General features: G+C 63.3%; 16 protein-coding genes. 15 read left to right on the forward strand and 1 reads right to left on the reverse strand.

The genetic code is table 11. The features are described 5' to 3' along the window. Nucleotides 1–6: 6 nt before the first annotated feature. Genes tssH through LMA02_RS23210 form a run of 4 tightly spaced genes read left to right on the forward strand, consistent with a single transcriptional unit; the run spans nucleotide 7 to nucleotide 10,834 of the window. A complete protein-coding gene (gene tssH, locus LMA02_RS23195) occupies nucleotides 7–2,679 on the forward strand; it encodes a type VI secretion system ATPase TssH (RefSeq protein WP_228909969.1) in 2,673 nt (890 codons plus the stop codon). Next, nucleotides 2,676–4,880, forward strand: a complete 2,205-nt coding sequence (tssI, locus tag LMA02_RS23200; RefSeq protein ID WP_228909970.1) for a type VI secretion system tip protein TssI/VgrG — start codon at nucleotides 2,676–2,678, stop codon at nucleotides 4,878–4,880. Before tssH ends, tssI begins: the two co-directional genes overlap by 4 nt. A gap of 15 nt (nucleotides 4,881–4,895) precedes the next feature. Next, entirely contained in the window at nucleotides 4,896–6,164 is a 1,269-nt protein-coding gene (locus LMA02_RS23205) for a hypothetical protein (protein ID WP_228909971.1), read from the forward strand. 14 nt (nucleotides 6,165–6,178) lie between these two features. Beyond that, nucleotides 6,179–10,834 (forward strand): RHS repeat-associated core domain-containing protein, encoded by a 4,656-nt coding sequence (locus LMA02_RS23210; RefSeq protein WP_228909972.1) that lies wholly within the window; start codon nucleotides 6,179–6,181, stop codon nucleotides 10,832–10,834. 49 nt (nucleotides 10,835–10,883) lie between these two features. Here the strand turns inward: LMA02_RS23210 and LMA02_RS23215 are convergent, their stop codons facing one another. Next, nucleotides 10,884–11,261 carry a DUF3693 domain-containing protein gene (locus tag LMA02_RS23215; RefSeq protein ID WP_228909973.1) on the reverse strand — a complete coding sequence of 126 codons (378 nt, stop codon included), beginning with the start codon at nucleotides 11,259–11,261 and terminating at the stop codon, nucleotides 10,884–10,886. Nucleotides 11,262–11,486: 225 nt separating this feature from the next. Here LMA02_RS23215 and LMA02_RS35310 point away from each other — a divergent pair, with 225 nt between their 5' ends. The 11 genes from LMA02_RS35310 to LMA02_RS23265 all read left to right on the forward strand — a co-directional run bounded on the left by LMA02_RS35310 (nucleotide 11,487) and on the right by LMA02_RS23265 (nucleotide 17,378). Continuing rightward, nucleotides 11,487–11,615, forward strand: a complete 129-nt coding sequence (locus tag LMA02_RS35310; protein WP_267478994.1) for a hypothetical protein — start codon at nucleotides 11,487–11,489, stop codon at nucleotides 11,613–11,615. 2 nt (nucleotides 11,616–11,617) lie between these two features. Continuing rightward, nucleotides 11,618–11,842, forward strand: a complete 225-nt coding sequence (locus LMA02_RS23220) for a hypothetical protein (RefSeq protein ID WP_228909974.1) — start codon at nucleotides 11,618–11,620, stop codon at nucleotides 11,840–11,842. 2 nt (nucleotides 11,843–11,844) lie between these two features. Then, complete coding sequence (locus LMA02_RS23225; protein WP_228909975.1) at nucleotides 11,845–12,054, forward strand: hypothetical protein; 210 nt, start codon at nucleotides 11,845–11,847, stop codon at nucleotides 12,052–12,054. 2 nt (nucleotides 12,055–12,056) lie between these two features. Further along, the gene (locus LMA02_RS23230; protein WP_212097770.1) at nucleotides 12,057–12,296 is read left to right on the forward strand and encodes a hypothetical protein; all 240 of its coding nucleotides are present in this window, start codon (nucleotides 12,057–12,059) and stop codon (nucleotides 12,294–12,296) included. Between the two features lie 200 nt (nucleotides 12,297–12,496). Continuing rightward, nucleotides 12,497–14,077 (forward strand): replication endonuclease, encoded by a 1,581-nt coding sequence (locus LMA02_RS23235; protein ID WP_228909976.1) that lies wholly within the window; start codon nucleotides 12,497–12,499, stop codon nucleotides 14,075–14,077. Continuing rightward, on the forward strand, nucleotides 14,037–14,243 hold the full coding sequence (locus tag LMA02_RS23240) for a hypothetical protein (RefSeq protein ID WP_228909977.1): 207 nt from the start codon (nucleotides 14,037–14,039) through the stop codon (nucleotides 14,241–14,243). Before LMA02_RS23235 ends, LMA02_RS23240 begins: the two co-directional genes overlap by 41 nt. Before the next feature lie 20 nt (nucleotides 14,244–14,263). Then, nucleotides 14,264–14,575 (forward strand): hypothetical protein, encoded by a 312-nt coding sequence (locus LMA02_RS23245; RefSeq protein WP_212097765.1) that lies wholly within the window; start codon nucleotides 14,264–14,266, stop codon nucleotides 14,573–14,575. Then, nucleotides 14,572–15,084, forward strand: a complete 513-nt coding sequence (locus tag LMA02_RS23250; protein WP_228909978.1) for a hypothetical protein — start codon at nucleotides 14,572–14,574, stop codon at nucleotides 15,082–15,084. The genes LMA02_RS23245 and LMA02_RS23250 overlap by 4 nt, the downstream gene beginning before the upstream one ends. Beyond that, nucleotides 15,081–15,734: a helicase HerA domain-containing protein gene (locus LMA02_RS23255; RefSeq protein WP_228909979.1), complete on the forward strand. Its 654-nt coding sequence runs from the start codon at nucleotides 15,081–15,083 to the stop codon at nucleotides 15,732–15,734. Before LMA02_RS23250 ends, LMA02_RS23255 begins: the two co-directional genes overlap by 4 nt. Nucleotides 15,735–16,097: 363 nt before the next feature. Further along, entirely contained in the window at nucleotides 16,098–16,892 is a 795-nt protein-coding gene (locus tag LMA02_RS23260; protein ID WP_228909980.1) for a major capsid protein P2, read from the forward strand. Between the two features lie 72 nt (nucleotides 16,893–16,964). Beyond that, nucleotides 16,965–17,378: a hypothetical protein gene (locus LMA02_RS23265; RefSeq protein ID WP_228909981.1), complete on the forward strand. Its 414-nt coding sequence runs from the start codon at nucleotides 16,965–16,967 to the stop codon at nucleotides 17,376–17,378. The last annotated feature ends 3 nt before the right edge of the window (nucleotides 17,379–17,381 follow it).

Below are 17,381 nucleotides of genomic sequence, written 5' to 3' on the forward strand. Positions count from 1 at the left end.
ACCGTCATGTCCGATATCGGCCGCGTCAACCTGTTCGGAAAACTCGATCCGCTCCTCTACGAGACGCTCGAGCAGGCAACCGGATTCTGCCGGCTGCGCGGCAATCCTTACGTCGAACTCGCGCACTGGCTCAAGCAGCTCCTGCAGCGGCCCGACGGCGACCTCCAGCGCGTGCTGCGTCGGTTCGAGATCGACGAGGCCGCCATCGAGCGCGGGTTGGTGAGTGCCCTCGACAAGCTGCCGCGGGGCGCGGGATCGGTGTCGGACCTGTCCGTGCACATCGACGACGCGGTCGAGCGTGCGTGGGTCTATGCCACCTTGAAATACGATGCGACGCGGATTCGTGGCGCGGTCCTGCTGCTCGCGATCCTGAAAACGCCGCAGTTGCGCAACGTGCTGTATGCGATCACACGCGAGTTCGAGCGCATCGTGCCCGACGTGCTTGCGGCCGACCTCGCATCGATCGTCGACGGCTCGCCCGAGGCACAACCGGCTGCGCGTGTCGATGCGGGTTCTGGCTCGGGTTCCGGCTGCGCCACGATGCACGGTGTGCCCGCCGCCGAAGGTTCGGCCCTGGCACGCTTTGCCGTCGACCTGACCGCCCGCGCGCGGGCCGGCGAAATCGACCCCGTCGTCGGGCGCGAGGCGGAGATCCGCCAGATTGTCGACATCCTGCTGCGGCGCCGGCAGAACAACCCGCTGCTGGTCGGTGAAGCGGGTGTCGGCAAGACGGCCGTCGCGGAAGGCTTCGCGCTGCGGATCGCCGCAGGCGACGTGCCGCCGTCGCTGCGCGACGTCGCGCTGTACCTGCTCGACATCGGGCTGCTGCAGGCCGGCGCGAGCGTGAAGGGTGAGTTCGAGAGCCGGCTGCGCGGTGTGATTGACGAAGCGATGTCGTCAGAGCGGCCGGCGATCCTGTTCATCGACGAAGTCCATACGCTCGTCGGCGCGGGCGGGGCGGCCGGCACTGGCGACGCCGCGAACCTGTTGAAGCCCGCGCTCGCGCGCGGCCTGCTGCGCACGATCGGCGCGACCACCTGGTCCGAGTACAAGCAGTACATCGAAAAGGATCCCGCGCTGACGCGGCGCTTCCAGCTCGTGCACGTGCTCGAGCCCGGAGAAGCGGCCGCCGTGACGATGCTGCGCGGCCTCGGCGCGAAGCTCGAAGCGCACCATCGCGTGCTCGTGCTCGACGACGCGCTGCAGGCTGCCGTGACGCTGTCGCATCGGTATATCCCCGCGCGGCAGCTGCCGGACAAGGCGATCAGCCTGCTCGATACGGCTTGCGCGCGCGTCGCCGTCAGCCAGCACGCGCTGCCCGCGCCGATCGAGGACGCGCGCCGGCGTATCGACGGCCTGCGCGTCGAGCGTGAACGGATCGGGCGCGAGTGTGCGCTCGGCAGCGGCGACACCGCTCGGCGTGACGCGATCGATGCCGAGCTTGCCGCCGTGCAGACAGAACTCGACCGGCTCGACACGCGCTGGCAAGCCGAGCGCGATGCGTTGACGGCGATTGTCGAGTCGCGCGCCGCGCTCCTCGACGACGAGCCGTCGCATGAGATCACCGCCGCCGCACGCGCCGACATTCAGGCGCGTCTGGCCGCCGCGCAGCAGGCGCTGGCCGAGATGCAGGGCGACGCTCCGCTTGTACTGCCCGCCGTCGACACGCATGCGGTCGCCGCTGTCGTCGCCGACTGGACCGGCATCCCGCTCGGCCGGATGGTGCGCGACGAGACGCAGGCCGTGCTGAAGCTTGCCGAGACGCTAGGCGAACGCGTCGTCGGCCAGCGCCATGCGGTCGAGCTGATCGCCGAACGGATTCAGACCGCGCGCGCGAAGCTCGACGATCCGACCAAGCCGCACGGCGTGTTCCTGCTGTGCGGGCCGTCCGGTGTCGGCAAGACCGAGACCGCGCTCGCGCTGGCCGACACCCTGTACGGCGGTGAGCGCAACGCGATCACGATCAACATGAGCGAGTTCCAGGAGGCGCACACGGTATCGACGCTGAAGGGCGCGCCGCCCGGGTACGTCGGCTACGGACAGGGCGGCGTGCTCACCGAGGCCGTGCGCCGGCGGCCGTACAGCGTCCTGCTGCTCGACGAGATCGAGAAGGCGCATCGCGACGTGCACGAGATTTTCTTCCAGGTGTTCGACAAGGGCTGGATGGAGGATGGCGAAGGGCGCGACATCGACTTCCGGCATACGGTGATCCTGCTGACCTCGAACGTCGGCGCCGATCGCGTGATGCAGCTGTGTCGCGATCCCGAGCGTCTGCCCGACATGCAGGCGCTTGCCGATGCGCTGCGCGCGCCGCTGCTCGACGTGTTCCCGGCCGCGCTGCTCGGCCGGCTGACCGTCGTGCCGTACTACCCGCTGACCGATGCGACACTCGCGCGCATCGTCGAACTGCAGTTGCGGCGCTTCGAGAAGCGGATCGACCTGCATCACGGGATCCGGCTCCGCTGTACCGACGCGGCGACCGCGCTGATCGTCGAGCGCTGTCGGACGATCGAATCCGGCGGCCGGATGGTCGACGCGATTCTCACGCATACCGTGATGCCGCGCATCGGTCGCGCGATTCTCGAGGCCACGCTCGAAGGGCGCGTGCTGGGGGCGATCGAGGTAAGTGCGGCCGGCGGCGAATTCGCATATCGGTTCGACGAGGAGGAGGCGACTTGAATCGCGTATTCACACTCGACAGCCCGCACGGCGACGACCTGAAATTCCATACGCTCGACGGCAGCGACGAACTCGGCCGTCTGTTCGAATTCCGGATCGAGGCGCTGGCGGACAGCCACAGCCTGTCGCTGAAGGACATGCTCGGCAAGCCCGTGACCGTGCGAATCGAGCAGCAGGATCGTTCGACGCGCTACCTGAACGGGATCGTCGCGCGCGCGACGCTGGCTGGCCGGCGCGCCGAACGGCACTACGGTTACGAGCTGATCGTGCGGCCGTGGCTGTGGCTCGCGACGCGCCGCTCGGACTGCCGGATCTTCCAGAACCGCACCGTCCCCGACATCGTGCAGGAAGTGCTGGCGCCCTATGGCTTTCCGATCGAGAACAAGCTGAGTGAATCCTATGTACCTCGCGAGTACTGTGTGCAGTACAACGAGACCGATACGGCTTTCGTGTCGAGGCTGATGGAATTCGAGGGCATCTATTTCCATTTCCGGCACTCGGCCGACAATCACACGCTCGTGCTGTGCGATGCGATGTCGTCGCACGTCGCGTTGCCCGGTTACGAAACGATTCCGTACATCGCGCAGGATCGCACGGCAATCGCCGATGAGGAGCGCATCGACGTGTGGCTGCCCGCGCAGGAAGTGAGCATCGGCAAGCATCAGACCACCGACTACGACTACACGAAGCCGCGGGCCGATCTATCGACGCAGAAAGTCGCTCCGCGCGGCCACGATCACGACAGCTTCGCGTCGTTCGAATGGCCGGGCGGGTATCGCGACGACACGCCGGGTGCGCATTACAGCCGCGTGCGGCTCGAGGAACAGCAGGCCGAGCACGAGCGCGCGAGTGCCGGGACGGACGTGCGGGGGGCGGCGCCTGGGTATCTGTTCATGCTCGAGCATTGTCCGCGTGCTGACCAGAATCGCGAGCATTTGATCGTGCGGTGCCAGTACCGCTTTCAGGAGAACGCTTATGCGAGTGATCAGGGCGCGGAGGCTGTCGTGCATCAAACGATGATGATCGTGCAGCCGTCGAGTCTGCCGTATCGGTCGCCGCGTCTCACGCCGCGGCCACACACCAATGGGCCGCAAACGGCTACCGTCGTCGGGCCGCCCGGTGAAGAAATCTGGACCGATCAGTATGGGCGCGTGAAGCTGCAGTTCCGGTGGGATCGGTATGGGCAGAGCAACCAGGATTCGTCGTGTTGGGTGCGGGTGTCGAGCCCTTGGGCCGGCGGTGGGTTCGGCGGGGTGCAGATTCCGCGTGTGGGCGATGAGGTCGTGGTCGATTTTCTCAACGGCGATCCGGACGAGCCGATCGTAACGGGGCGGGTTTTCAACGGCGAGAAGATGCCACCGTGGGGGCTGCCGGGCAGTGCGACGCAAAGCGGGTTGCTGTCGAGGTCGTCGCCGGGTGGGACGACCGACCATGCGAACGCATTCCGGTTCGAGGACAAGAAGGGCGCCGAGCAGCTGTGGATGCACGCGGAACGGAATTTCGATGCGGAGACGGAGGCCGATCACACGCTTTCTGTCGGGAACAACCATACGCATACGGTCGGGAACGACGAGACGATGCAGGTGAAGAACAACCGGCAACGGAGTGTCGGGCAGAACGAGTCGGTGAATATCGGGCAGAACAGGACGGCACAGATCGGCGCAAACGAGACGCATAGCGTCACGGGAAGCCGCACGCGAACCGTCGGACAGAACGAAACCGTGACGATTTCCGCGAACCGCGATGCGACCATCGGCGGCACGCACAGCGAGACCGTCGCGAAAGGCAAGACGGAAACGATCGGCGAAGGCAAGACACTGAACGTGACGCAGCTATATCACACGACGTCGCAGGACATGAAGACGCAGGTTGCGTCGACGCATACGGAAGAGATCGGCGCACGCACGTCGACGATCGCGAACGCGCACACGCTCACGGTGGGTGCAGACCACACCGTCAACGTCGGCGCGAACCACACGACCAGCGTGCAGCATCAGGTGCTGGTCACGGCCGGCGACCAGCTGGTGCTGATGTGCGGCGCATCGAGCATCGTGATGAAGCGCGACGGCACGATCGCGATCCAGGGGATCAACGTGACCTCGACCGGCAAGGAAAGCCACACCGTGAACGGCAAGACGGTGACGTCGTCGGCGACCGGCGAGCACACGGTGGAAGGCACCGTTTTGAAACTGAATCCGTGACGGAGGTTCGCCCCGATGCAGAACTGGCAGCCGACCAATCCGGTGGAGCGCAGGTTCATGGATGCGCATGCGGACTGGATGAGTTTCGCGCGGGAGCGGGACGCGCGATTGATGATCTGGCAAACCGACGAGACGGATGCGGAGCTCGTGCGGTTGTATTTCCAGGTTCAGGATGAAACGTCGTGCGCGGTGCGGACCATGCGCGCGCCGTTCGTCGACGAGTCCGGCTACGCGAAGGCGCTGATCGACGAACTGATCGCGTTCTACGACAGCCGCAGAGAAGGTTCTGCTGCGCATGGTGTGCGTGCAGATTGGCGAGCGCCGCGAGACGAGGGCAAGGACCCGTTGCCGCATCTGCTGACGGTCGCCGACAGCCTGATCCAGCACCATCCGGATGTGTTTCCGTCGCTCGTGTTCGTGCTGCAACCAGGGAAAGTGCGCGATGAAGCCGCATGGGTGCGATGGATCGATCGCTTATTGTCGATCGTCGCCGCAGCGCCGAATCGAGGCGAGCGCGTGCGTTTCGTCGTGCCGCGCACGGCGGTCGAGCCGTTCGCAATGCTGATGCAACGACATCGTGCCGCGGTGCGCGTCGTGCACGGCAAATACTCGATGGCGAGCGTGCCGCGCGAATTGCTGGCGGAGTCGGGTGAGCGCGGGCCGGGCGGCGAATTCCGCCAGCACTTCGTGATGCTGACCGAGACGATCGACTGCGGTGATCCGACCCGACTCGAGCAATTGCGGGCAGCGGCGCTGAACGTCGCGGAGCGTGAGCAGTGGTTCGATCAATGCGTCGTCGTTCATCTGATTGCCGGGGCCGCTTATCTGAAATGGCGTGACCGCGAGCATGCGATCGACGCGTACCGGTGCGCCGCCGAGAGCGGCAAACGTGCGGTCGAAGCAGGTCATCCGGCGGGGCACAAGCTCGTCGCGAACGGGCTGTTCGGGGAGGCGAGCGTGCATCTGACGCACAAGGATTTCGCGCACGCCGCGTATTGCTACGAGCGGGCGGCGGCATCGACCAGCGCTGCTCGAGACGGGCTGATGACGGTCGAGGCATGGCGCATGAGCGCCGTGTGCTGGGAGCGGGCCGGGGAGCGCGAGCATGCGCTCGACGCCGGGTTCAATGCGCTCGATGCGGGACGGGTGATCGACGAGCCGATGCGCGCGAATAGCAACCTGCCGCTCGTCGTCGAGTGGATGGCTTCGCAACTGGGTGCAATGGACCGTCGGCGTCATGCTGCGCTCGGCGAGAAGGTCGCGGCGTTGCGCGGCGGACACTGAGCGGGGAGGGCGACATGGGACTGCTGGCCGTCAAGCATCTTGATCCTGTCGTCGGTATCGACGTTCATTCGGTATTGGTCGCGCCGAGCCCGACGCCGGTGTTTCTGCCGCATCCGCACGTCGGGTTCATGCTGGATCTGCGAGAGTATGTCGAGGCGGCGAAGGGTGTCGTCGGCAGCATTGCGATGGCACTGGTTCAGGAGAAGGTCAGCACGTATCTCGAGGATCATCCGGACGTCGAGAAAGCGCTCGAGGATGCGGCCACGTTCGCGTCGGGAAAGCTCGCCGATATCCAGAGCAACGCGATTGTCGCGGAGGGGCTGAAACTCGAGCAGCAAGCGGTGGCGCTTCAGAGCAGCATCGGCAACATGATCGGCGCGGGCGCTGGCATGGGCGGTGCCGCAGGCAGGCCGATTTTTGTGAACGGGTTGATGCGGGCGACCGTCGGCACGCATTCCTTTCACGTGCCCGGGCTGCATTTTCCGCTCGGGGAGTCGTTTGCGCCGCCGCCCGCGCCGGATCCGGTTCCGTCGGACGATGCCGAGTCGTTCATGGGGAGCAGGACGGTGCTCGCCAACAACGATCCGATGTCGTTCATGGCACTCCCGGCGCTGAGCTGCTGGTCGGTCGGGATGGAACCACCGGGGCACAACAGCGCGCATACGGAGCGCACGTATCCGTCGATGCCGAGCTCGGTGATGCTGCCGATTCCGGCGGGAAGGCCGGTGATGGTGGGCGGGCCACCGGTATTGAACATGGCTGCGGCGGCGAAGGGGTTGTTCAGGGCGTTTCGGGGGTCGAAGTGGGCGCGGTCGCTGGCGGATAAGTTGCATTTGAAGTCGGGGTTTCTCAAGTGCAAGGTGCTGCATGCGGAGCCGGTGGATGCAATCAGCGGGGAAGTGGTTGTACAGCAACACGATTTCACGATCGCAGGCCGCCTTCCGTTGGTGTGGGGCCGCTACTATGCAAGTCACGATACGCGGAGTGGAGCAGTCGGTATCGGCTGGAGGACACTTGCAGATGTCCATTTGAAACTGATGCGGAACTCGGAAACGGTGGGTGTCGCCGCATACTTCTCGGATCACTCGACGGCTTTCGATACGGTGCCGGAGGCGGTTGGGATACAGGCTTGCGTATATGACTGGCAGCATGGACATGCCTTGTATCGGCAAGATGATCGACTGGTCCTGCGGACGTATGCCGGGATCGAACATGAATTCGTATTGCCGACACGCTGGCAACATGCGCTAGCCTTGGTCGCGCAGGGTGACGGATTGAATCTTCCCATCGGACGGATGGCCGATCTCAACGGCAACGCATGGACATTCGAGCGCGGAGCTGATCCAACCCTGGTGCACCTCGTTGAATGGAGGAGTGGTGGCAAAACCGGACGCGTCGTCCGGTGTGAGGCAAGGTCCAGCACCCAGATCGGAGGCCACGCAAGTTTACTCGCGACCATGACGCTAATTGACGCAAACGGCCATACCCACCCCCTCGTTAGCTACGAGCATGACCGAAACGGAAATCTGGTTACCGTATTCGATGCGATGAATCACCCACACCGGTTCGCATATGACGACGATCACCGAATGACGAGCCACACGAGCGCGCGGGGAATAACGTTCTGCTACAGCCATCGACGCCACGATGACGGCGTGTGGAGGGTCGATCGCGCGTGGGGTGAAAGCGGTCTCGTCGACTACCGCTTTGACTACGACGTCGCGCATCGAGAAACGCGGATCACGGATTCGATGGGGCACCAGACGATTCTGCAGGCGAACGAGCGAGGCTTACCCATCGCAAGAATCGATCCGCTGGGGAACGTTACGAATTATCGATATGATGCCCGGAACCGTACGGCCGGGAAAACCGATTCAGCCGGACGCGCTACGACATGGAAATATGACGAATATGGAAATCTGGTTAGGCAGACGCTACCGGATTTGACTTCCCTATATGCTCAGTATAACGAATTTCACAAGCCGATATGTATAACCGCACCTGGCAACAGGCAATGGCACTATGAATGGGATAGTCGCGGCAATCTGCTTGCACAGACCACGCCGGCACAGTCACGCATGCACTACGAGTACGATCGGCTTGGTCAGCTTGTCAAGTATACGGGACCACGAGGTGCAGTGACGCACTTCAACTACGATCGTGATGGAAATCTCGCAGAGGTAATTGACGCGCTCGGGCATCGCACCTGGTATGCGTGCGATGCCCGAGCTAATATCATCGAGACAGTCAATGCGTTAGGCCACGTGAGTCGCTACGAATATGATCGCAACGGCAACCTCATACGGTCGATCGAACAGGGTGAGCGGGAAACCTCTTACAGCTACGACTCCAACGGGAACCTGACACGCTTTCGCAATCCGGATGGCGAGGTCACGCAATTGGAATACTCGCCTCTTGGGCACATTCGAAAACGTTTTGCTCCGGATGGTGGCGCGGTTGAATACCGCTACGACACGGAAGCTCGTCTGGTTGGCATAGTCAATGAGCGCGGCGAACTGCATCAGATAAAGCGTGACGCCTTGGGCCGGATTGTCGAGGAAGTTGACTACTGGGGCCAACCGCAGCGATACGAATACGGCGCAACGGGTAGATTATCGCGCAGCATTGATCCGTTAGGGCAGGCGATTGACTATGAAACGGATGCGCTCGACCGCCTCGTGCAGAAACGGATGCCGGATCCGCGGCAACCTGACGGGATTCGTACCGAATCCTTTTCCTACGATTGCCGTGGAAACCTGATAGTCGCAGAAAATCCGGATAGTCGAATCGAGCTAGCCTATGACGCTGTCGGCCGAATAACAGAGGAACGACAGGGAAACGATTTCGTGATCCTGCACGCATACGATGCCGCCGGCAACCGAATTGAGCGTCAAACGCAACTTAACGTGCGTGGCACAGTGATCACACATACCGTTCGCTATGGCTACAACGCCCTCGATACAGTCAACTCGATCCAGATCGACGACGGGATGCCCATTACATTCGAGCATGATCCACTCGGGCAAATCATTCTCGAACATCTTGGAGCAGGGCTGCAGCGTGAGATCTCGTACACGTCAGACGGGCTCCTGGCAAAACAGACGCTACTTGCGGATACGAGCGTTTTGTTCGCCAGCGAATATGCGTACAACGCAAATGGCGAGATGATCGGGAAGGGTGACTCCCGCTTCGGAACCGAGCGTTACCAATACGATCCCGTAGGAAGGCTGACCGCACACCTCGATCCCGCCGGAAAATTGCAAGAACTCTCATACGATTCTGCTGGAAACTTGGTTAGCATTCGCACCCGCAGTGGGTTGCAAAGAAAGATTGTCGCCGTACGGGGAAACGCCGGTAGTCGGATTCTTGATGAAGCATCCAATGATCCCTGTTGGGTGTACGATCAGCGGGGAAATTTGATCCTGAAACGAGAGTCACAACAGGACTTGGCGCTCCAATGGAATGCACAAGGGTTACTGATCGAGTCGTTGACGACTCGACCTCGATCGTTGGACTCGGAATCCGGCGACGGCATACCCAACGTTCGAACGCACTATCTTTATGATGCGTTTCGCCGTCGCATCAGGAAGACGACTCTCGCAGTGCGTGATGAAGGAACTCAAGCAAAGGTCCGATTCGCTACAACCGCGCGGCGGAGCGTTAGCCACTTTTTTTGGGATGGCGATGCACCCGCGGCCGAACTCACTGAAGATGATGACGAGCATCCAGCATATCGATTGCCATCTGATTTGATGTCCAGTACGGATCAGTTCCCGAGACAGCCTGGATGGCGAGTTCGAGAACACCAGGAATGGATCTACTATCCAGACACATTCGTACCCCTGGCTTGCGTCAGCGATGCTGCCCCCGCGACCTCAAACGGGGGCAATCGTCGGATCTCCTACTACCGACGTGATGTGAATGGTTGCCCAATGCAAATGATCGATTCCAGCGGACGTGAGGTTTGGTCGACGAGTAACAGTAGCCAATCGACGGCTCCAATGAGCACGAACGACCTCAACCCGATTCGTCTTCAAGGACAGTATTGCGACGCGGAAACGGGGCTACATTACAACCGACATCGATACTACGATCCGCTTCTCGGGAGCTTCGTATCAAAGGATCCTTTGGGTTTGGCCGCTGGAGTCAATTTGTATCGTTACGCGCCAAACTCAACAGCGTGGACCGATCCGCTAGGATTTCAAGCCAATGGCGCGCAACCGAAAAATAATTTCCCGTGGGACCTTGCGCATATCCTCGGGGATCTCGATCGAAATAACGACCCGCCACTGAGTGGTTTCCACCTTAATCGTCCACAGCGAAAGCGAATTCGGGACTGGGGTGCCGGTCCGGGCGAACCCAAGTTATATCCCGTTCGGGTGGTCGCGCTCGGCGGTCCCTGTCCGCATGGCGCATACCAAGGACAGGTCGAAATCGAAGTTGGGAATCGTTGGGAAACTGTCGCTTCGAACAAGAGCTTCTTCCCTGACCACTGGAATGCAGCCGAACTGCGAAGGCAGTTGGAATCAATTGATCCGAACGACCCATCGCTATGGCATTTCGACCCAGCGACCCGGAGATTCGAAGGCACGACAACGTCCGGACTCAGGATTGCCGGATATGAAGATGAATGGGGAGGCGAATTTCGTCCTTTTCCAGAGTGTCGCTGACTGCACGGGATGCATCACAGATAGCGCCTCTCCGAGCAGATTATTGATTTTACATAACGTGAAGACTGGAAACTATCGGATGGATTGTTGCGGAATTAGCAACGGAAGGGGCCGCCGACAGGCTCACGCCAGCGATTAGTGCGGTTGCTACGGTGGCCCCTGTCACTTTTCCCCAAGCAGTCTCCCAAAGGCTGCGCGTTTCATCGTCGCGAGCGCGTTCTGCGTTCACGGCGGCAATAACTTCCATCGGATCGATATCGAGGATTGCGGCCACGCGCAACGCGGTCGTGTCATCAAACGTCGCGTCGCCTTGGCGGTAGCGGCTCACGGCCGCGCGCGTCACATGCAGGTGCTTCGCGGCTGCGTAGTCGGACGGCAGGTCCAGTTTTTCCCGGACTGCGTCCAGATATTCCAGAGTGGTCTTCATACCCGTACCCCAATTTCAACATCACCCAGATCGAAAGGTAGGCGAAACGTCAACCGGGCGCAACGTCACAACGAGTTGACGCGTCAACCGATTGTGACTATTCTCCACACCAGCCGCCCCGAACCGCCACCGGACCATCACCCACCCATCCGGCGCTAGGAGGCCACCCAGCAAGGCGTGGGGCGGTGTTGTTTCCCTCGGGTGGGGCGTCGAAAGGGGCAGGGTATGCGCAAGAATCAGTTACAAATTCATCCGTCAGCGCTGGGCGGTTTCACTCTGGACGGCCCGTATTACCGCCGCCGTGCGCGCATCGCGCGGGCGATCGATCGGTTCTTTTACTGGCTCGGGGCCTGACCATGATCGAGGACGGCGATATCGGCTACGAGGGCGAATATCACGCCTCGTTCGTCGCGCGCCGGTTGCCGCGCGTTGCGCACATTCGCGCGACGGCGGCCGGCGACGCTGAACTGGCCCGGATCCGGGCGCTTCTTTCCAAACACCGAACGAACCAACCGCGGCGCGCGCCGGCTCGTTCGGCATCCATCGTTACGGCGCGTGCCGCTTTCTTTCAGGAGTCTTAAAAATGTCGAAGGCATGGGATACGGCCGTCATCAAGGCTGACGCGAATCACCCGGACAAGGGCCGCGCGGGCGTCGTGATCAGCGTGGAACGCAACCCGCTCGACGGCACCGACAAGGTGCTGACGATCCGTCTGGACGAACTGCCGGACGGCTCGCCCGTGAAGGTCGTGAACGCGACCCCGGAAGACGTCATCATCCACAACGTGAACTGATCATGAGCGGCGCTTTCATCGGTTCGCGATTCCGCACGGGCGATAGCGTGCGGATCGACGCGCGCGGCGAGTTCTACGCGTATTGCGACGGCTGGCGCGGCAAGGTGGCGCAGGTCGGCCCGAAAGACGCGAACGCGTGCCACTGCTCGATACCGGGCGGCCATGCGCTGGTCGAGGTCGTGAACGGTGATGCGCCGCTGCACCTGATCGTCCCGGACAACGAACTAGCGTTCGATCTGTGATGCCATACAGCCGCTTGTCGTCGGACGAAGAATGGAGCGCGTCGCGCGTCGCGGGGCTCCCGCCGCGCTGGCGCGATCGCATCCTCGGCCAGTACGACGAGCGGCGTGCCGGCGGCGACCGGCGCGAATCAAACCTGTTCCTGCTTTCCCTCACCGAACAACTTGACGCCGTGCGCCTGCCGCTCGGCGCGAACGACGGCGTGATCTGCGATCGCGCGGGCGTGCTGGCGGCTGAATGCGCCGCGCTCGCGGAGCTGTATCACGAACCGCGCGCGGCGCGCGAGGCGATGACGCGCATCGTTGAGGCGCACCAGTGCGACGCGCCGGAACCGGAGCGAATCGACCCGCGCACGGGCGAAATCAAGGGCGTGCGCGACGTGCCGGCCGTGAAGCGCATGACGGACGCGCTCTGGTGGCGTCGCGCGCTGCGCCGCATGCACGCGCGCCACGTCGAAGCGGCGGCAATCTCGCTCGGCTACGTCAACGCTGCGCGGGACATGTACGTGAGCGATGAATCGCTGGGGCGGCGGACGCAGCAGCGCAAGCGCAATGCCGCGATGCTAGAGCAGACCATCGCGCGCAACGAGCAGGGCGACGAATTCACGCTCGCGGAACTGGCCGCGCGCGGCGTCGCGAACAAGGCGATCCGCCGCGCCGAACTGATGACGCGCATTGCCGGCTTTGAGCAGATCGCGCGAGACATGGGGCACGTCGGCCTGTTCTTCACGATCACCTGTCCGTCGCGCATGCACAAATGGCGGAAGGCCGGCGACAAGGCGCGCGCGAACCCGCTGTACGACGGCACGAAGCCGAACGAGGCGCAGGCGTATCTCGCGCGCATGTTCGCGCGGCTGCGGGCGGCGCTCGCGCGTGCTGGCGTGCAGTGGTACGGCTTCCGCATTGCCGAGCCGAATCACGACGGCACCCCGCACTGGCACGTGCTGGTGTTCTTCGCGCCGGGCTGGCGCGGCGACATGCGCCGTACGGCGCTGCCGCGCGTATGCGCGATCGTGCGCCGCTACGCGTTGCAGGACTCGCCGGACGAGCGCGGCGCGAAGAAACACCGCGCGGACTTTGAGCCGATCGACTGGAACAAGGGCAGCGCGGCGGGCTACGTCGCGAAATACGTATCGAAAAACATAGACGGCTATGCCGTGGGGGACGATCTGTATGGAAATCCGGCGCTTGAATCGTCGGCGCGCGTCGAAGCTTGGGCGTCGACGTGGCGCATCCGGCAGTTTCAGCAGGTCGGCGGCCCGCCGGTCACGGTATGGCGCGAGCTGCGCCGTGTTGCCGAACTTCCTGCGGACGCTCCGGCGGAACTGGAGGCCGCGCACCGCGCCGTCAACAAGATGGAGAGTGCATCGGGCGAGGCGAAGCCGGCATCGTGGGCTGAGTTCATTCAAGCGAACGGCGGTATCCATGCGCCGCGTGATGCCCGTCCAATACAACTCGCGAAAGAGTGGGACTCGCGCGAGGGCCGGTATGGCGAGCCGCTCGGCGCGGTAGTGCGCGGCGTGCGCGCCGTGGGCTGGATCACGTACCGCGACGGCATCGTCGGGGATAAACGCAAGCTGGTCACGGTGCTGGTGGAAAGCGTCCGCCACGCATGGGAAATCGTCTCGCGTCGAGTGAGCGAGGGTGTTCACGCGGGCATCGCCCGCGCTTGGACTTGTGTCAATAACTGTACGCGCGGCGATGCTGCCGACGAAGCTGGGATAGCGGAGTGGATTTCAGACTATGAAAAATCAGGGCGATACGGCGGGTTTGCCGTCTGCTGAGTGGGGGAAAACGGTCGAAGTGAACGCGAACGCGCTGATCGCAGCACGGACCTACGCAGAAGGCATGCGGAACGCATTCGAACGGCTGACACCGTTCGAAAAAATGGCAGGGCAGAAGTGGATCGAGGCAGTCGCGGCGCTGGTGAGGGCGGTCGAGGCGCTGTAACGCATTAACACGGGGGAACCATGCGAGTGAAACCGAAAAAACAAGTCATCGGCACGGCGACGTGCCACTGCTGCGGCCGCGATATCCCGGTCAAGCAAAACGAGCTGGGTACGCTCGACATGTCGTGCGGCTGGTGCGATCTGCCGATGTACGCGAAGAAGGGCACGGAGGCGCACAAGCGGCTGATGGGGCGAGTGACGCTGTTCGAGGCGGGCCCGATCGCGCAACCGGTCGCGGATTCGGTGCCCGGTGCGCCCGATGTGGTCGTGGAGGAGCGGCCCGTGAAGGCCGCGACGCGCTCGGTGTTTGACGTGCTGGCGGGGCGGCAATGATCGACGGCGAACAGTTGGACGTGGGCGGCGGCTTCGCCGCGCTCGATGGCGTGGCGGCCGGGATCGATGCGGAGGCCGCGGCGACGCTGAATCCGGGCGCGGCGGTTCCGCCTGGACAACCGGCGCCGGGCCCGGATTACGCGCGCGGCGCGGCCGGCATGGTCGATCTGGTGTCGTCCATGCTGGACGGATACGCGCCGGGCGCGGGCTGGTCGGAGAAGCAACGCGCGCTGATGGCGGCCAGCATCGCGCCCGTGCTGGAAAAGTACGGCTGGGATATCGAAGGCACGATGCCGTGCGAACTGATGGCGCTGGCCGTGTGCGGGCCGGCGCTCTACCAGTCTGCCAAGGTGGTCGCGATGAAGATCCAGACCGACCGGCTCGCGCTGGCGCGCGCCGCGCGCGGGCTGGACGATCCGCACACGGTGCGCGGCGGCGAACAGCCGGCGAGCGCGGCCGACGCGCTGCGGCAAGCAACCGCCAGCACGCCGGCGTTCCCTGACCTATGACTCGAGTGGCGAAGCGGGCGACGCCCGCGCCCGCGCCCGCCTATGGCGTCGCGGCGAAGGCGCACATAGAGGCGGTGCTGGGCGCGACAGGCAGCGGCAAGTCGAGCTACGTCAAGCGGCTGATGGAGCGCGCGAAGCCGCGCCGGCTGATCGTGTTCGATCCGGATATGGAGTGGGGCGCGTTCGGCACGGTGACGACGCAGGTATCCGACGTGCTGGCCGGGTTCAAGGCGGCGCACCCGGACGGCGCGTGCCGCGTCGTGTTCCACCCGTCGCCTGACCCGGCCGTAGCCGTGCGGCAGTTCGACGCAATCTGCCGGATCGCGTTCGCGGCCGAGCGGCTGACGTTCATCGTGGATGAGCTCAAGTCGGTCACGACGCCTTCGCGCTCGCCGGTAGGGTGGGGCATGCTGACCGGGCGCGGCCGAAAGCGCGGGATAGTCATCTATGGCCTGTCGCAGCGGCCGGCGTCGATCGACAAAGATTTCCTCGGGAACTGCAACTTTGTTCGAACAGGCCGCCTGACATATGACAACGACGTGAAGGCCGTGGCGCGCGTGCTGCGCGTGCCGGAGGATGACGTGTCCAACCTGCCGGACCTCGCATGGATTCGGCGCGACATGGCGACCGGCGAGACGAAGCGCGGCTGACCCATTAGACCGCGACCTATAGACCGCGCCCCGGCGCGGTTTTTTTTATGCCCGCTCGGCCGTGGTCTAGGCGCGACACCACGCAAATATTTTTGGTGCCATTTCTGGCACTTCGGACGCGCCCTATAGGTCGCGCCCCATAGGTCGCGGATTCGTGGTTTTCGGCCCCCCGCATTGAGCATTGAGGCTCACAGACGGGCCGCATGGGGCGGCTCACTTCGGAGAGTCGAAACCATGAAAGACCTGCTCAAGGCCTACGCGATGTTTCTCGCGATGAACGCCGTGACGAAGATCGTCATCCGCCCGGTGGCAACGTCGCTGAACGTGCCGTTGCTCACGACCATCGTTTCCTAAGGGGCCGGCATGCTTCTCGTCAAAAACGTCCCCTTCACGAACGTCGTCGCGACCGGCACGGCAACCGTCAACCTTCCGGTTGGTATGTCGTACAACAAGATCATTCTCGCGCTGGGCGGAACGACGTTCACCAAGGCGATGATTACCGGCATCCGCGTGAAGCTGAACGGCAAGATCATCGTCAACGCGATCGGCTCGCGCCTCGATCTGATCAACCAGTATCGCGGCCTCGCGGCCTCGGCCGGCTTCCTGACCATCGATTTCACGGAGCCCCGTGCCAAGACGATGACGGAACAGTACGTCGGCAACCTCAACACGGCCAAGGGCGTCTCGTCGCTGACCGTCGAAGTCGATATCTCGGGTGCGACCGCGCCGACGCTCGACTCATACGCGGAACTCGGGCCGCCGGCCGCGCTCGGCGTGCTGGCGAAGCATATCCCGTTCACGGGCTCGTTCGCCGCGTCGGGCAAGTTCCCGATGAAGCTGATCGATATCACGAACCGCGGCGCGATCATCAAGCGCGTGCATTTCGCGCACGGCGGCAACCTCACGAACCTCGAAGTGAAGAAAAACGGGATCGTGATCTGGGACAACGTGGCGACGGCGGTGAACAGCTTCTGGCAGGGTGAATACCAGAAAACCGCGCAGACGAACCTCTACAGCTATGACCCGTGCGCGGACAACAACTACGCGAACGCCGTCAAGACGGCGGACGCGACGGCGTTGGAGTTCAACCCGACGTTCTCGGCGGCCGACACGGTGACGGCGGTGGTCGAAGTGCTGGACATCCTGAGCAACATGTAAGGGCCGGGGGCGCGCGGGCCGCTTGATTGCGCTGCCCCGCGCGCCATTTTTTCGACACCTACAGGAAACGCTATGGACCCCATCGCAGACCCCATCGTGCTTGACCCCTCGCAATTTGGCGTGGGCGGAAATACCTACAGCTTCACGCTCGATGGCTCGTCAGTCGGGCCGCAGTCGGACGGCACGAACATCGTGCCGGCAACCGGCCAAGCGATCACGGGCGCGGATCAGGCCGGATACGGCGCAAGCTACGCGCCGCAGGTGTTCGGGCTGCTGTCGCAGGGCCTAGGCGCATTCACGGGCATCTTCACCAATGGCCAGAACCTCGATTACCGCCGCTATGAAGCCACGCAAGCGGGGCTTGTCGCGCAAGGGCAGGCGGCCAGTTCCGCCGCCGCCGCTCAAGTCAACGGCGCGCAGAGCAATCGGACCATCCTGATTCTCGGCATCTTCGCGGTGATCGCGCTCGCGATTCACAAGGGCTGATCG

The sequence above is a fragment of the Burkholderia sp. B21-005 genome (genome assembly GCF_020843965.1).
Classification (GTDB): Bacteria; Pseudomonadota; Gammaproteobacteria; order Burkholderiales; family Burkholderiaceae; genus Burkholderia; species Burkholderia ambifaria.